General features: G+C 73.2%; 14 protein-coding genes and 1 pseudogene. 11 read left to right on the top strand and 4 right to left on the bottom strand.

The annotated features are described in order from the left end of the window. Window positions 1-80: 80 nt before the first annotated feature. A pseudogene (locus tag ACPPVS_RS00830) lies at window positions 81-1,357 on the bottom strand (MFS transporter). 110 nt (window positions 1,358-1,467) lie between these two features. Here ACPPVS_RS00830 and ACPPVS_RS00825 point away from each other — a divergent pair. Continuing rightward, window positions 1,468-1,977, top strand: coding sequence for a gluconokinase (locus tag ACPPVS_RS00825; protein ID WP_426594031.1), 510 nt, complete (start codon window positions 1,468-1,470; stop codon window positions 1,975-1,977). A 22-nt stretch (window positions 1,978-1,999) separates the two neighbouring features. On the opposite strand, the gene ACPPVS_RS00820 is transcribed toward ACPPVS_RS00825, so the two are convergent. Genes ACPPVS_RS00820 through ACPPVS_RS00810 form a run of 3 tightly spaced genes read right to left on the bottom strand, consistent with a single transcriptional unit; the run spans window position 2,000 to window position 3,624 of the window. Beyond that, a complete protein-coding gene (locus ACPPVS_RS00820) occupies window positions 2,000-2,830 on the bottom strand; it encodes an ArsR/SmtB family transcription factor (protein ID WP_426594030.1) in 831 nt (276 codons plus the stop codon). Window positions 2,831-2,870: 40 nt separating this feature from the next. Next, window positions 2,871-3,347 carry a DUF427 domain-containing protein gene (locus tag ACPPVS_RS00815; protein WP_426594029.1) on the bottom strand — a complete coding sequence of 159 codons (477 nt, stop codon included), beginning with the start codon at window positions 3,345-3,347 and terminating at the stop codon, window positions 2,871-2,873. Then, window positions 3,325-3,624, bottom strand: a complete 300-nt coding sequence (locus ACPPVS_RS00810; protein ID WP_426594028.1) for a YtxH domain-containing protein — start codon at window positions 3,622-3,624, stop codon at window positions 3,325-3,327. Before ACPPVS_RS00810 ends, ACPPVS_RS00815 begins: the two co-directional genes overlap by 23 nt. A gap of 125 nt (window positions 3,625-3,749) precedes the next feature. Here ACPPVS_RS00810 and ACPPVS_RS00805 point away from each other — a divergent pair, with 125 nt between their 5' ends. From ACPPVS_RS00805 to ACPPVS_RS00760, 10 genes are all read left to right on the top strand, one after another. Beyond that, entirely contained in the window at window positions 3,750-5,672 is a 1,923-nt protein-coding gene (locus ACPPVS_RS00805) for an alpha-amylase family protein (protein WP_426594027.1), read from the top strand. Between the two features lie 103 nt (window positions 5,673-5,775). After that, the gene (locus ACPPVS_RS00800) at window positions 5,776-6,690 is read left to right on the top strand and encodes an NAD-dependent epimerase/dehydratase family protein (protein ID WP_426594026.1); all 915 of its coding nucleotides are present in this window, start codon (window positions 5,776-5,778) and stop codon (window positions 6,688-6,690) included. After that, a complete protein-coding gene (locus ACPPVS_RS00795; RefSeq protein WP_426594024.1) occupies window positions 6,687-7,613 on the top strand; it encodes an RNA polymerase sigma-70 factor in 927 nt (308 codons plus the stop codon). The genes ACPPVS_RS00800 and ACPPVS_RS00795 overlap by 4 nt, the downstream gene beginning before the upstream one ends. Window positions 7,614-7,663: 50 nt before the next feature. After that, window positions 7,664-8,020, top strand: coding sequence for a VOC family protein (locus ACPPVS_RS00790; protein ID WP_426594023.1), 357 nt, complete (start codon window positions 7,664-7,666; stop codon window positions 8,018-8,020). A 39-nt stretch (window positions 8,021-8,059) separates the two neighbouring features. Continuing rightward, on the top strand, window positions 8,060-8,899 hold the full coding sequence (locus tag ACPPVS_RS00785; RefSeq protein ID WP_426594022.1) for an SDR family NAD(P)-dependent oxidoreductase: 840 nt from the start codon (window positions 8,060-8,062) through the stop codon (window positions 8,897-8,899). A 79-nt stretch (window positions 8,900-8,978) separates the two neighbouring features. Beyond that, the gene (locus ACPPVS_RS00780) at window positions 8,979-9,536 is read left to right on the top strand and encodes a M15 family metallopeptidase (RefSeq protein WP_426594021.1); all 558 of its coding nucleotides are present in this window, start codon (window positions 8,979-8,981) and stop codon (window positions 9,534-9,536) included. Window positions 9,537-9,659: 123 nt separating this feature from the next. Then, window positions 9,660-12,410, top strand: a complete 2,751-nt coding sequence (locus tag ACPPVS_RS00775; protein WP_426594020.1) for a helix-turn-helix transcriptional regulator — start codon at window positions 9,660-9,662, stop codon at window positions 12,408-12,410. Window positions 12,411-12,463: 53 nt separating this feature from the next. Then, window positions 12,464-13,240 carry an SDR family NAD(P)-dependent oxidoreductase gene (locus tag ACPPVS_RS00770; RefSeq protein WP_426594019.1) on the top strand — a complete coding sequence of 259 codons (777 nt, stop codon included), beginning with the start codon at window positions 12,464-12,466 and terminating at the stop codon, window positions 13,238-13,240. A gap of 19 nt (window positions 13,241-13,259) precedes the next feature. Next, entirely contained in the window at window positions 13,260-14,084 is an 825-nt protein-coding gene (locus ACPPVS_RS00765; protein ID WP_426594018.1) for an alpha/beta fold hydrolase, read from the top strand. A 26-nt stretch (window positions 14,085-14,110) separates the two neighbouring features. Continuing rightward, window positions 14,111-14,947 (top strand): alpha/beta fold hydrolase, encoded by an 837-nt coding sequence (locus tag ACPPVS_RS00760; protein ID WP_426594017.1) that lies wholly within the window; start codon window positions 14,111-14,113, stop codon window positions 14,945-14,947. Window positions 14,948-15,000 lie beyond the last annotated feature (53 nt).

Genomic DNA, 15,000 nt, shown 5'->3' with positions numbered 1-15,000 from the left:
AGCTCGTGGGTTGCCGACGAGGTCGTCGGTCGCGACCCACGAGCTCGTCGCTGGGTCACGATCTCGGCGCCCGGGAGGGGCTAGGGGACCGGGTGGCGGGCGTCGTAGTCCCAGAACGAGCGCTGCGAGCGGACCAGCAGCGTCAGCAGGATCACGCACAGGCAGCCGCCGATGACGGCCGCCCAGCCCTCGCCGATGTGCTCGGCCGCGCCCCCGAGCATCGCCTCGCCGAGGCGCGGGCCGCCCGCGACCACCACGATGAACACGCCCTGCAGCCGACCGCGCATGTCGTCCGGGGTCGCGGTCTGCAGGATCGTCTGGCGGAACACCGCGCTGACCGCGTCGCTGCCGCCGGCGACCACGAGCGTCAGCACCGCGAGCGCGAGGGCGACCCAGAGCACATGATCGGGGTGCGTCCCGCCGGTCACCACGAGCACCGCCCCGAAGCCGGCGATCGCCAGCCCCCAGATCACGATCGCCACGCTGATGATGCGCCCCTGCCAGCGGATGCGGGTCAGCCGCCCGGAGAGCAGCGCCGCGAGCATGACGCCGACGGCGGCCGCGGCCGTCATCACGCCGGTCGTCGTCGCGCCCCCGCCCAGGTAGACCAGCCCGACCGCGGGGAACAGCACGCGAGGCGACGAGGTCAGCATGGCGACGAGGTCGACGGCGAACGTCATGCGCACGTTCTTCTGGGTGCCCAGGTAGCGGAACCCGTCGATCACCGAGCTGATGCCGACGCGGCCCGTGCTGGCGGTCAGCGGCGGCTGCGCGGGCAGGCGGAACACCGCGACGAGCGCCGCCGTGAACAGCAGGGCGTCGACGGCGTAGGCGGTCGCGTACGAGAACGCGGCGACCAGCACGGCACCGAGCAGCGGCCCGAGGGTGAACGAGATGCTGTTGCCGAGCGTCTGCAGCGCGTTCGCGGCCGGCATCAGCCGGGGCTCGAGCAGGCGCGGGAGATGGCCGACCGCGCGGGCGCGTTGACGGCGAACGCACCGGACTGGATGGCCACCAGCACGAACAGGACCCAGACCTCCTCGACGCCCGCCCAGGCCTGCACGGCGAGCAGGAGCGTGACCGACCAGGTCACGAACGCGCTGATCAGGGCGACCGTGCGGCGGTCGTAGTGGTCGAGGATCGCCCCGCCGTACAGCCCGAAGACCACCAACGGGACGAGTGCGAAGAGGCCGAGCAGACCCACCGAACCGGTCGACCCGGTGAGGTGGTAGACCTGCAGCCCGACCGCCACGACCGTCAGCTGCGCGCCGAGGTTCGAGATGCTCAGCCCGAGCCAGAGCCGCCGGAATGCCGGGCTGACGCGCAGCGGCGTCAGGTCCATGGCGAGGGAGGGCACCGCGTGAGTTTAGTTGCCCGGGGCTGCGCTCTCGTCGCGAGGCCCATGTCCCGAGGTCCGTCGCCGCCGAGCGAGGGTGGGCACGGCGGCGCGCGTGGGAGGGTGGGCGCGTGGAGCATCTGGTCGTCATGGGCGTGTCCGGGACCGGGAAGTCGACGGTCGGGCGGCTGGTCGCGGAGCAGCTGGGCAGGCCGTTTGTCGAGGGCGACGAGCTGCACCCCGCGGCCAACATCGACAAGATGCGGGCCGGCATCCCGCTGACCGACGACGACCGCGGCCCGTGGCTGCGCGCGGTGCGCGACGCGATGGACGACGCCGGCGGCCCGACGGTCGTCGCGTGCTCCGCGCTGCGCCGCTCGTACCGCGACATCCTGCGGACCGCCGACGGCCGCGTCCGCTTCGCGCTCCTCGTCGCGACCCCCGAGGAGCTGGCCCGGCGCCTGGCGGCCCGACCGGGCCACTTCATGCCGCCGAGCCTCCTGGCCAGCCAGCTGGCCACCTTGGAACCGCTCGCCCCGGACGAGGACGGGATCACGGTCCGCTCGGACGACGACCCGGTGGCCACGGCGACCGCGGCGGCGCAGGCCCTGACGGAGAACCCGCAACGTCCGCACCCGTGAGCGCGGACGTTGCGGGCGCGCGTCAGCCTTGCAGCGGCGCGCCCGTCTCCAGCAGGGTCTTGAGGTCGGAGAGGACCTGCGGCCAGCCGCCGCCGAACTGCGGCAGGTCGCCCGAGAGCAGTGCCGCGCTGCGAGGCGCGTTGGTGACGTCGTGCGTCAGGGTCAGCTGCGTGACGCCCTCGCCGCGGGGCTCGAGCTCGTAGGTCAGCCGCTGGAAGCCCTCGGCGCGTGCCTCCTCGTCCCAGAGGGTGCGCCAGGTGAGCACGAGGCGCGCGTTCTCGACCACCTCGATCACCTCGCCGTCGATGATCGGCTGGTCGGCGGGCATGCCCATCTCCGGCGACGGCAGCGTGCGGAACGCGCCGCCCGGCACGAGGTCGTAGTAGGACGGCGACCCGTAGCCGTAGCGGGCGTTCCACTCGGGCGACGTGATCGCCGTCCAGACGCTGGCGGCGTCCGCCTTGATCCAGATCCGGTTGACCACCAGAACGGTGGCCGTCTCGGTGCTCGTGCTCGTGCTCATGGTCGACTCCAGTGCGGTCTTGAGGTCGGTGAGGGCGTGCAGGCGCTCCGCCCCCAGCAGGTCGTACTTGTCGATCCACCGTTCGTGGATCAGCTGGATCGGGACGGCGTTGAGGAAGTGCAGCTTCTCCCGCCCCGATCTCCGGGTGACGACGAGGCCCGCCTCCTCCAGCACCGACAGGTGCTTCATGACACCGAACCGGGTCATGTCGAGGCCCTCGAGCAGCTCCGTCAGCGTGCGGCCGTCACGCGTGAAGAGCTGGTCCAGGAGGTGCCGGCGGGTTGCGTCGGCCAGTGCCTTGAACACCTGGTCGTCGCGGTCCTCGTCCATAGCGACGACAATAGGTGACCATTTGGTCACACGTCAAGACCTACCAGCCGAACGTGCCCGGGCCGCCCTTGAACGGCCCCGTCACGCGAGACGTGATCCACCCGCCGTAGAAGCCACCCGCCTGCGGCTGCACCGGCTCGCCGTCGACGGTGCAGGCCAGGTCGGTCGCATAGAGCGCGACGCGGTCCTCGAGCACCTCGTACCCCGGCAGCGGCGACGGGTAGCCCCAGCCCACGCGGGACAGCACGCGGCCGCCCGCGCGGACGGAGAAGTACGTCGCGGCGCCCTTGAACTCGCACACCGACGACCCGCCGGCCCGCTGGAGGACGCCGGGCGCGAAGGCGTCGAGGGGCAGGTAGTACGCGGGTGGGTGGCTGGTCTCGAGCACACGCACGCTTGCCCGCGTGGACGCGACGAGCACGTCCCCGAGCCGCACGACGACGAGCTCGTCGGACGGTTCGACCCGGGGCGGGCGGGGGTAGTCCCAGACCGACTCAGTGGGCGGGGTTGGCGTCATCCGCGTCCATCAGGGGCTCGACGGGCTCGTCGTACTTCGTCGTCGATCCCGACGTGGCGCTCTTCGCGGTGTCGACCGCCTTCTCCCAGAGTGCCGCACCCTGCTGCTTGGCGAACGCGGCGGCCTGCGCCTCGTACTCCTGCACGTAGCCCTGCACGCGCGGGTCCGCCCAGACGTCCGAGGCGAAGACGCGCAGCTTCTCCAGCTGCCGACGCCCGGACTGCGTGCCGAACAGGTAACCGACGGCGACGCCGACGATGAACACGATCCTCTTCATGCGCGGGACCTCCAGATGAGTCGGGCGAGGCTCCGAGCCTAGGCACCGTTCCGGCTGGACGCGCGATGGTTGCCGGGCCAGGGTGGCAATGAGCCGTACGGGTCACGACGGGAGGCGTCTCCAGGATGAGCGCGACGCTGCCCCCCGAGGTCCGCGCGGCCGCAGACGCGGGGCTGGCGAGCATCGACGCCGCCCGCCGTGAGCTGTTCGGGCTGCGGCTCGAACGCTGGTGGCCCGACCTGCGGGACGGCGTCGAGGCGATCTATCCCGGCGAGGCGGGCCGGGTCCTGCTGGTCGACCTCGTCGGGGCCGCCGCCCGCGCCTACGCCGTGCGGGACCCCGACCTGCACCGGCTCGACCAGGAGCGCACGCTGGCGCCGGACTGGTTCCAGCAGCCGCGGATGCTCGGCTACGCCGCGTACACGGAGCGGTTCGCCGGCGACCTGCGGGGCGTGCGCGAGTCGGTGGACTACCTGCGCGACCTCGGCGTCACCTACCTGCACCTCATGCCCCTGCTGCGCCCCCGCGACGGCGACAACGACGGCGGCTACGCAGTCGCGGACTACCGGACCGTCCGCCCGGACCTGGGCACCATGGACGACCTCCGCGCACTGGCCACCGACCTGCGGCGCGTCGGCATCAGCCTCGTGCTCGACCTGGTGCTCAACCACGTCGCCCGCGAGCACGAGTGGGCGCAGCGGGCGCGGGCGGGTGAGCAGCGGTACCGGGAGTACTTCCACCTGTTCCCGGACCGGAGCGTCCCGGACGCCTACGAGCGCACCCTCTGGGAGGTGTTCCCGGACTTCGCGCCGGGCAGCTTCACGTGGGACGACGACATCCAGGGATGGGTGTGGACCACGTTCCACGCGTACCAGTGGGACCTCGACTGGTCCAACCCGGCGGTGCTGGCCGAGCTGGTCGACGTCGTCCTGTTCCTGGCCAACCAGGGCGTCGAGGTGTTCCGGCTCGACGCGATCGCGTTCCTGTGGAAGCGGATGGGCACCTCCTGCCAGAACCAGCCCGAGGTGCACGCGATCACGCAGGCCATGCGGGCCGTCGCGCGGATCGCCTGCCCCGCCGTGGTGTTCAAGGCGGAGGCCATCGTCGGGCCGGCCGACCTGGTGCAGTACCTGGGCACGGGCGCGCACCACGGCAAGGTCAGCGACCTGGCGTACCACAACGGCCTCATGGTGCACGTGTGGTCGATGCTCGCCTCGAAGGACGCGACGCTCGCGGCGCACGCCCTGCGCGCGCTCCCGCCGATCCCGTCCAGCACCGCCTGGGTCACGTACGTGCGGTGTCACGACGACATCGGCTGGGCCATCGGCGACGAGGACGCGGCCGCCGCGGGGCTCGGCGGGTACCTGCACCGGCACTTCCTCTCGGACTGGTACGCCGGGTCCTTCCCCGGCTCCGACGCCCGCGGGCTCGTGTTCCAGCACAATGCGGCCACGGGCGACCGGCGGATCAGCGGCACCGCCGCCAGCCTGGTCGGCCTCGAGACCGCCCGGGCCACCGGCGACGGGGTCGACGCCGCGATCGACCGCCTGCTGCTCGCGCACGCCGTGGTCCTCGGCTGGGGCGGCGTCCCCGTCCTGTGGTCCGGCGACGAGCTCGGTCTGCCGAACGACCCGGTGTGGGACCAGGAGGACGGGCACGCCGACGACAACCGCTGGGCGCACCGGCCGCGCCTCGACCCCGCCGTGGTCGCCCGGCTGGACGATCCGTCGTCGATCGAGGCTCGGGTCTACGGCGGCCTGCGGCACCTGGCCCGCGTCCGGGCGACGCTGCCGCACCTCCACGCGGCCGTCGCCAGCGAGGTGCTGGCGCCGGACGACCCCGGCGTGCTCACGATCGTGCGCCGGCACCCGCTCGGCCCGATGGTGGCCGCCTACAACGTCACGGGCGACTGGCGGCCCTTCCCGGGCGCACGGCTGCGGGCGATCGGGCTGGACGGCTCGCGCGACGCCCTCACCGGCACGCAGACCGACCTCGGCGCCGACGACGCCCTGTGGCTGGCCCCGTGGAGGGCGGTCTGGCTGATCTGACCGCTGACGGCATGTCACAACGCCCACCCCTGCCTCGTCTCGGGTTCCGACGGAGGTTGCGACGAAGGTCGCGACGACGCTGGACGACCCAGGAGGAACGGTCATGCGGGTGTTCGTGGCGGGCGGTACGGGAGTAGTGGGCCGGCGGCTGGTGCCGCAGCTGGTGGCGCGAGGGCACGACGTGGTGGCGACGACGAGCAGGCCGGGCCGGGTGGACCTCATCGAGGGTCTGGGCGCCGCGGCCGTCGTGATGGACGGGCTGGACGCCACCTCGGTCGGCGAGGCGGTCGCCGCAGCCGGCCCCGACGCGGTCGTGCACGAGATGACGGCGATCAGGGGAAAGCCGGACATGAAGCACATGGACCGCTGGTTCGCCGTCACCAACCGGCTGCGCACGGAGGGCACCGACCACCTGGTCGCCGCCGCGTCCGCGACCGGCGCGCACCTGGTGGCGCAGGGCTACGCCGCCTGGAACGGGATCCGCGAAGGCGGCTGGGTCAAGACCGAGGAGGACCCGCTGGACCCGGGGATCAGCAGCGCCCAGCCGAACTTCGACGCGATCGGGCACCTCGAGACGGCGGTGCTCGGCGCGGGCGGCGCCGTCCTGCGGTACGGCGGCCTCTACGGACCGGGCGCCACCGACGACCAGGTCGAGCTCGTCCGCAAGCGCCAGTTCCCGCTCGTCGGGAAGGCCCAGGGCTACACGTCGTGGATCCACGTGGACGACGCCGCGAGCGCCACCGTGCTCGCCATCGAGCAGAAGGTGACCGGCGTGTTCAACATCGTCGACGACGAGCCCGCGCCCGCCGACGTGTGGCTGCCCTACCTGGCGCAGTCCGCGGGGGCCAGGCCGCCGATGCGCGTGCCGGTCTGGGTCGCCCGGATGCTGGCCGGCGACGTGGCGGTGACGATGATGACCGAGGGCCGCGGGTTCTCGAACGCGAAGGCCAAGCGCGAGCTCGACTGGGAGCCGCGCTACCCGTCGTGGCGCCAGGGGTTCAGGGAGGGCATCGGATGAGCCGGGCCGACGAGTTCGAGGAGCTGCGGCCGCTGCTGTTCGCGATCGCCTACCGCATCCTGGGCAGCGTCAGCGAGGCGGAGGACGCGGTGCAGGACGCGTGGCTGCGCTTCGAGTCGACCGCCACGGAGCCCGTGTCGACGAAGGCGTTCCTGTCGGCGGTGGTCACGCGGATCTCGATCGACGTGCTGCGCTCCGCACGCGTGCGGCGCGAGCAGTACGTGGGGACCTGGCTTCCCGAGCCGCTCGTCTCGGACCCGTACGACGACCCCGCGCGCGCCGCCGAGCTGGCCGACTCGGTGTCGACGGCGGCGCTCCTGCTGCTCGAACGCCTCACCCCGCTGGAGCGCGCCGTGTTCGTGCTGCGCGACGTGTTCGGGTACGACTACCCGTCCATCGCGTCGATCGTCGGGCGGTCCGAGCCCGCGTGCCGACAGCTCGCCGGCCGCGCCCGTCGGCACATGGACGCCGGCCGGCCCCGGTTCGACGCCGACCGGCGCGAGCGCGAGGAGCTGGCTGCGCGGTTCTTCGACGCGATGCGTGAGGGCGACGTCGACGGCCTGCGCGAGCTGCTCGCCGCCGACGTGCAGATGATCGGCGACGGCGGCGGCAAGGCGCCGCAGTGGGGAACCGGGATCTACGGTGCCGACAACGTGGCCCGCGTGCTGGCCGCCAACGGTCCGCTGTTCGTGCACGTCGGCGTCACGGTCGAGCTGCGCGAGGTGAACGGTCAGCCGGGCGCGGTCCTGCGCGACCGCGACGGCCGGGTGGTCAACACCCTCACGCTCGACGTGCTCGGCGGGCGCATCCAGGCGATCCGGTCCGTGCTGAACCCCGACAAGCTCGGGCACGTCGGCCCGGTCGCCGACGGATTCGCGCTCATGCGGGAGGCCAACCAGGTACGTCGGTCGCCCGCCGGCTGAGCTACCCGATCGAGATCGAGTCCGCGACGGCCGCCTGGCAGGATCGGCTCATGGAACGCGTGGTGGGGATCGGTGGGTACTTCCTGCGATCGGCGGACCCGGTGGCGCTGGGGGCCTGGTACCGCGAGTGCCTGGGCCTCGACGCCGACGAGAACGGGTTGTGGTTCCCCGACGCCGGGCCGACCGTGTTCGCGACGTTCGCGTACGACACCGGCTACTTCGGCTCGCCCGACCAGCAGGTGATGCTCAACTTCCGCGTCCGCGACCTCGACGCCATGCTCGCGCAGCTGCGCGAGCGTGGCGCCTCGGTGGTCGGGGAGCCGGAGTCCATGGAGGGCGTCGGCCGGTTCGGCTGGGTCACCGATCCCGAGGGCAACCGGATCGAGCTCTGGGAACCCGTCTCGTAGGTGTCCGATCCTCGACGCCGCCGCACGTACGGTGTCGAGGTGGCCCAGCAGAAGACGATCGTGCTCACCGGCGCGTCCGACGGCATCGGCGCCGCCGCCGCGCGACAGCTGACCGGCCACCGCCTCATCCTCGTCGGACGCTCCCCGGCCAAGACCGCGGCCGTCGCCGGGGCGCTCGGCGCCGAGCACCACGTCGCGGACTTCGCGCGGCTCGACGGCGTGCGCGAGCTCGCCGCCCGGATCCGCGAGACCGCCGACCACGTCGACGTGCTCGCCAACAACGCCGGCGGGGTGCTCGGGCGCCGCGAGCTGACGGTCGACGGGATCGAGAAGACCCTGCAGGTCAACCACCTGGCGCCGTTCCTGCTCACGCACCTGTTGCTCGACCTGTTGCAGGCCGGCGAGGGCAGCGTGGTGAACACGTCCAGCTCGGGCGCGCGGCTGATGAGCCGGCTCGACATCTCCGACGTGCAGAACGAGCGGTCGTACCGTCCGGGCCGCGCCTACGGCGACGCCAAGCTGGCCAACATCCTGTTCACGCGCGGGCTGCAGGCACGGTACTCGTCCACGGGGATCAACTCTGTCGCGTTCGACCCCGGCAACGTGCGCACCAACTTCGCGGCGGGCTCCTCCAGCCTCGTCCGGCTGGTCTACCGCACGCCCCTGTCCCGGCTGGTCCTCATCCCGGCCGAGAAGGGCGGCGCCAACCTCGCGTTCTTCGTCGACGGCACCGCCGGCACCACCTGGCTGCCCGGTCGGTTCTACACCCAGACGGCGCTGGCCACCCCGGGCCAGACCAACCCCCGCATCTTCGACGACGCGCTCGTCGACGCCCTCTGGACGCAGAGCGCTGCACTCGTGGGACTGCCCGCCGCCTGATCGTCTGCCCCCACGGGCGGACGGCCGACGAGTCCCCGGGTTGATGTGCGGGGCGTCGCGCGCGACGGAACCTGAGGGCATGACGCTCTACGTCGTCCCTCGCCGTCTCCGCCGACCCCGGCGCTACCTCCTCGCCGTGGTCGTGGTCGCCCTCGCCGCCACCGCCGCCGTCGTCGCATCCACGCTCTCGCGCCCGTCCGACGCGGCCGCCCGACCGCTCGCAGGAGCCCGGGCAGCGGTGCTGCCGGCGACCGGCCTGGAGGGCGTCGACCAGGACCTCGCCGACCGGTTCGCGGCCGCCCGGGCCGCCGCGGCCGCGGACGGGATCACTCTGCGGGTCACGTCCGGCAAGCGGTCCGTCGCCGAGCAGCAGAAGCTGGTCGACGACGCCGTCACGAAGTACGGCTCGACGGCGGAGGCCCATCGATGGGTACTGCCGCCGGAGTCGTCGGCGCACGTGCAGGGGCTGGCGCTCGACGTCGGGCCGACGGCCGGGGCGCTGTGGCTCGGGAAGCACGGCGTCGACTTCGGCCTGTGCCGGACGTACGCCAACGAGGTGTGGCACTTCGAGAAGCTCCCCGCCGGGCTGACGGCCTGCCCGCCCATGCACGACGACTCGTCGTGGGGCTGGCGCTGAACGAGCCGTCCCAGCCCGAGAGACGACGCCGGAAAGGCTGGGCCCCTGTTCGTCGGCAGGGTACGTTCACGGCAGGTGTCGGACGATCGTTCTGGAGCGAATGCCCAGGTCACGGCCCGCAACATGAGCGAGGGCAAACCGATGGCCGGGGAACGCGGGCACCTCGTCGGCCGTGACGCCGAGTCGCTCGCCCTGCGCCGGCTGGTCGCGGACGCGTCGGGTGGTCTGGGCCGCTCGATCGTCGTCGTCGGGGAGGCGGGCATCGGCAAGAGCCGCCTGCTGCAGCAGGTCGTCGACGGGGCGCACGGTGCGCGCGTGCTGCGGGTGGCGGGCTCGGAGCCCGAGCAGCAGATGAGCTACGGCGGGCTGCACCGGATCCTGCGTCCGCTCGAGGACGAGGTCGGCCGCCTCCCGGAACCGCAGCGGACGGCCCTGCAGGTGACGTTCGGCGAACGCGCAGGACCGGCGCCGAGCCAGTTCCTCGTCGGGTTGGCGACGCTGACGGCTCTCGGGACGGCCGCGCAGGCGCAACCCGTGGTCTGCGTCGTCGACGACCTGCACTGGATCGACCGGGAGACGCTCGACGCGCTGGCCTTCGTCGCGCGACGGCTCGAGCGCGAACGCGTCGCACTGGTGCTCGCGACCCGTGACGACCCAGCGACCTTGACGGCGCTCGCCGGCGTCGACCGCAGGATCCTGTACGGACTGACGCCGGCGGCGGCGACGGCGATGCTGTCCGACCGGGTACCGGAGCGCCTGCGCGCGTCCGTCGTCGACAGCATCGTGGAGCACTGCAACGGCAACCCGTTGGCGGTGCTCGCCCTGGCCCGTTCGCTGACCCCCCAGCAACGCGCCGGGAGCGCGGCGCTGCCCGACCTCCTGCCGATCGCCACCGGGGTCCAGGAGTACTTCCTGCGGGCTGTCGCCGCGTTGCCCGACCCGACGCAGGAGTTCGTGCTCGTCGCGGCATGCGGATCGGCGGACGATGCCTCGACCGTCTGGCGAGCGGCGCACGCGCTCGGGCTCTCCGCGCAGGACGCCGACCCCGCCGACCTCGCCGACATCTGCTCGGTCCGCGCCGAGGTGCGATTCAGTCATCCGCTCGTCCGCTCGGCGATCTACGGCTCCGCGGCACCCCAGCAGCGCAGGGCGGCGCACGCCGCGCTCGCGGAGGCGACCGGCCCGACCGATCCCGACCGACGGGCGTGGCACCTGGCCCAGGCGGCCGGCGCCCCGGACGACGCGGTGGCGGCCGAGCTGGAGCGCTCCGCGGACCGCGCCCGGTCCCGGGGCGGGTACGCCGCGCAGGCGTCGTTCCTTGAGCGCTCCGCCGAGCTCACGACGGATCCGTCGCTCGCCCTGCGCCGTGCCCTCGACGCGGCGGAGGCGTACGTGCTCTGCGGTGACCTGGCCACGGCGGCGATGCTCGTGGAGCGGAGCACGCCGTCGTCGACCGGCCCGCAGCGCGCACGGGGGCTCCGGATCGAGGCCGAGATCGACATCGCGAGGGCGCACCCGGCCCACGCCGCCGCGACCCTCATGCACGCCGTCGCGGGGGCGGCGCCCGGAGACACCGACTTCGTCCGGGGGTGCCTGTTCGACGCGCTCCTGTCGGCGATCATGGCCGGCCGCTACCTGAGCGGCACGACGCTTCGGGCGGTGGCCGCGGCGACCCTGTCGACGGCCGTCCGGCGACCGCAGCACGAGGCGCTGGACGGCCTGCACGATGCGTTCGCCGTCCGGGTCGGGTCGGGTTACGGGCCTGCGGTCGGGCCGCTGCGCGACGCCGTCGAGGCCTTTGCCGCCGATGTCGGCGACCTCGGCCGCCACAACGTCAGCGCCGTCATGCTCGCGATGATGGCGTGCGACGACCTGTGGGACGAGGCGGCTCGGGAGGCCCTCTTCGGCAGCCTGGAGCTGCCCTTGCGTCGGGAAGGAGCGCTGGTCGCGCTCGCCGTCATCCTGTCCGGCCAGGCCGGTGGGCTGGTCCGCCAAGGGCGCTTCGCCGAGGCGGCCGTCATGTACGCGGACGGTCAGGACGTGAGCGCCGCGTACGGGGTGCACCACGACGTGCCGACGATCCTGCTCTACGCCTGGCAGGGTCGCGCGGAGGAGGTGCAGGCCCGTGCCGACGTCGTGCGCTCCCAGCGGGAGCTCGGCGTCTGGGCCTCCCTCGGCAGTCAGGCCCTCGCGATCCTCGCGCTGGGTCGGCAGGACTACGCCACCGCCCGGGACCTGCTCAACGAGCTGTACGACGACGACACCCCCGGCATCTCGAGCCCGACGCTGCCGGACCTTGTCGAGGCCGCCGCACGTGCGGGCGACCACACCTCTGCCCGGCGCGCCCTGGACCGGCTCACCGACCGGGCGACGGCGGCCGCGACGCCGTGGGCGCTCGGTGTGCTCGCCCGCTCCCAGGCGCTGCTCGCCACCGACGACGCGGCCGACGGCCTGTTCGCCGACGCTCTGGGACACCTCCAGTCGACGCGCGTCGCGACCGAGATCGCTCGCACGCATCTCCTGTACGGGGAGTGGCTGCGGCGCGCCGGACGCCGGACCGACGCCCGGGTGCAGCTGGGCCGCGCACACGACATGTTCGCGGCGATGGGCGCCGACGCCTTCGGCGAACGCGCGCGTTCGGCCCTGCTGGCCACCGGCGCGCGCGCGAAGGCCGCGGTCCAGCCGACGGGCGACGCGGCGCTGACGCCGCAGGAGTCCCGGATCGCGGCGCTCGCCGCTCAGGGGCTGACCAACGCCGAGATCGCGACCAGCCTGTTCGTCACGGCGTCGACCGTCGAGTTCCACATGACCAAGATCCTGCGCAAGACCGGCACGCGGTCCCGTCGTGAGCTCCGGGGCCTGCTGGCGCGCTGACTGGGGTCTTTCCCGGGTGCGGACATCTCGGGCGCCGTGGTCCGGTGGGGGTCATGGACACGGAGCTGGCAGGCAAGGTCGTCGTCGTCACCGGTGCGAGCCGCGGGATCGGTCTCGCGATCGTCCGCGCGCTGGCCGCGGAGGGCGCACAGGTCGTCGCGGGGGTGCGGTCGTCGAATGCCGACCTGGAGTCGCTCGACGTCCAGGTGGTCACCGGCGACCTGGCGACGCCGGAGGGACCGGGGCTGCTCGTCGAGGCCGCGGTGGCCGCGCACGGCCGGCTCGACGTGCTGGTGAACAACATCGGCGGCGTCCGGCCCCGGCTCGACGGCTTCGCGGCGGTCTCCGACGACGACTGGCTGTGGGCGTTCGCCACGAACCTCATGCCGGCCGTGCGGGCCACCCGCGCCGCGCTGCCGCACCTGCTGGCCAGCGCGCCGTCCTCCGTGGTGACGATCAGCTCCGTGAACGCGGTCCTCGCCGACCCGGCGGTGATCGACTACAGCGCCGCCAAGGCCGCCCTCTCCAACTTCAGCAAGTCCCTGTCTCGGGAGGTCGGACCCCTGGGCGTCCGCGTCAACACGATCAGCCCCGGGCCGGTCGCCACCGACCTGTGGCTCGGCGGCGGCGGCGTCGCGGAGACGATCGCCGCACGCACCGGCCACTCGTCGGCGGAGGTCGCAGCCGGCGCGGCCGCCGACTCCGCCACCGGCCGGTTCACGCGTCCCGACGAGGTCGCCGACCTCGTCGTCCTGCTGGCCGGATCCCGCGCCTGGAACGCCACCGGCATCGACATCCGCATCGACGGCGGCCTCGTCACCACCCTCTGACCCTCCCCAGGAGATCGCCATGCCCGCACGGACCACCCGCACCGCACGCGTCGTCGTGCGCACGGTCGCGACCTCGCTCCTGCTCGTCCTCGCCGCCGCGTTCACGATGGGCAGCGCCAGCGCGCACCGGCCCGAGGCGCCCAAGCCGACGATCGTCCTGGTGCACGGCGCGTTCGCGGACGCATCGAGCTGGTCCGAGGTGACGCAGCGGCTGCAGCGCAAGGGCTACACCGTCTACGCCCCCGCCAACCCGCTGCGCGGCATCGCCCCCGACGCCGACTACCTGCGTTCGTTCCTGGCCACGATCCCGGGCCCGATCGTGCTCGTCGGCCACTCGTACGGCGGCGCGGTCATCACCAACGCGGCCACCGGGCTGCCGAATGTCCGCTCCCTCGTCTACGTCGCCGCCTACGCACTCGACGAGGGCGAGAGCATCGGTGCGGCGAACGCCCTGGGCGGCGGCACGGCGCTGCTCGGCCAGCACATCGTCGTCCGCCCCACGACGGGCGCCGCACCCGGTGACGTGGACGCCTACATCGACCCGGCGTACTTTCGGGACGTGTTCGCGGCAGACCTGCCGGCAGCGCAGGCTCAGACGATGGCTGCGGGTCAGCGACCCCTGCTCGCCTCGGCTCTCGGCACCCCGTCCGGGGTGCCCGCCTGGAAGACCATCCCGTCCTGGTACGTCGTCGCGACCAAGGACCACGCCATCCCACCGGAGGCCGAGCGGGCCATGGCCGCCCGCGCCGGCTCCCGCACCACCGAGCTGAACGCGTCGCACGTCGTGATGCTCAGCCGCCCTGACGCCGTCGTCCAGGTCATCCTCGACGCCGCCGGCCGATAGCCCTCACCCCTCACAAGGAGAACGCCATGTCCGAGACCCCGCCCGTCGTCCTCATCCACGGCCTCTGGATCCACGCGTCCGCCTGGGCGCCCTGGATCGACCTGCTGGCCGCCCGAGGCTTCACCGCGACCGCACCCGGCTGGCCGGGCGAGGCCGCCACGGTCGCGGAGACCCGCGCCGACCCGGACCCCCAGAACGACGTCGGCATCACGGCGATCTGCGAGCACTACGCCGAGCTGTTCGCGTCCGAGGGGATCAAGCCGATCGTCATCGGCCACTCGTTCGGCGGCCTGATCGCCCAGGAGCTGCTCGCCCACGACCTCGCCGTCGCGGCCGTCGCCATCGACCCCGCGCCCATCCGGGGCGTCAAGGCCCTGCCGTTCTCGCAGCTCAAGTCCGGCCTGCCGGTCCTGGGCAACCCGGGCAACAAGAAGCGCACCGTCGCCCTGACCGCCAAGGAGTTCAAGTACAGCTTCGGCAACGCACTGAGCCAGGAGGAGTCGGACGCGCTGTGGGAGGCCGTCACGATCCCCGGCCCGGGGCGCCCCCTGTTCGAGGACGCCGCCGCCAACTTCTCGCGGCACTCCCCGGCTCAGGTGGACACCCACACGGCTGTGCGCGGCCCCCTGCTGCTCACCTCGGGCTCCGTCGACCACACCGTCCCCGCCAAGGTCACCCGCGAGGTCTTCGCGCTCTACTCCGACAACGAGGCCTCCTCGACCGAGTACCACGAGTTCGAGGGCAAGGGTCACTCGCTGACCATCGACGCCGGGTGGTCCGAGGTCGCCGAGGTCGTGCTGGACTGGCTGGCGACGAAGGGCTTCGGGGCCACCGCGCCCGCGGCCACCGACGCGGCGAGCTAGCGCGTACCGCTCTCACGGGGTGGCGGCCAGCCCGCCGCCACCCCGTCGCCGCG

The organism is Cellulomonas sp. McL0617 (assembly GCF_049994875.1).
Taxonomy (GTDB): domain Bacteria; phylum Actinomycetota; class Actinomycetes; order Actinomycetales; family Cellulomonadaceae; genus Cellulomonas.
This window is presented reverse-complemented; position numbering and strand designations above follow the sequence as displayed.

Coding starts and splice junctions, on each gene's coding strand:
- ACPPVS_RS00820 (WP_426594030.1), bottom strand. CDS start 2,830: ATGGACGAGGACCGCGACGACCAGGTGTTCAAGGCACTGGCCGACGCA.
- ACPPVS_RS00815 (WP_426594029.1), bottom strand. CDS start 3,347: ATGACGCCAACCCCGCCCACTGAGTCGGTCTGGGACTACCCCCGCCCG.
- ACPPVS_RS00810 (WP_426594028.1), bottom strand. CDS start 3,624: ATGAAGAGGATCGTGTTCATCGTCGGCGTCGCCGTCGGTTACCTGTTC.
- ACPPVS_RS00805 (WP_426594027.1), top strand. CDS start 3,750: ATGAGCGCGACGCTGCCCCCCGAGGTCCGCGCGGCCGCAGACGCGGGG.
- ACPPVS_RS00800 (WP_426594026.1), top strand. CDS start 5,776: ATGCGGGTGTTCGTGGCGGGCGGTACGGGAGTAGTGGGCCGGCGGCTG.
- ACPPVS_RS00795 (WP_426594024.1), top strand. CDS start 6,687: ATGAGCCGGGCCGACGAGTTCGAGGAGCTGCGGCCGCTGCTGTTCGCG.
- ACPPVS_RS00790 (WP_426594023.1), top strand. CDS start 7,664: ATGGAACGCGTGGTGGGGATCGGTGGGTACTTCCTGCGATCGGCGGAC.
- ACPPVS_RS00780 (WP_426594021.1), top strand. CDS start 8,979: ATGACGCTCTACGTCGTCCCTCGCCGTCTCCGCCGACCCCGGCGCTAC.
- ACPPVS_RS00775 (WP_426594020.1), top strand. CDS start 9,660: ATGAGCGAGGGCAAACCGATGGCCGGGGAACGCGGGCACCTCGTCGGC.
- ACPPVS_RS00770 (WP_426594019.1), top strand. CDS start 12,464: ATGGACACGGAGCTGGCAGGCAAGGTCGTCGTCGTCACCGGTGCGAGC.
- ACPPVS_RS00765 (WP_426594018.1), top strand. CDS start 13,260: ATGCCCGCACGGACCACCCGCACCGCACGCGTCGTCGTGCGCACGGTC.
- ACPPVS_RS00760 (WP_426594017.1), top strand. CDS start 14,111: ATGTCCGAGACCCCGCCCGTCGTCCTCATCCACGGCCTCTGGATCCAC.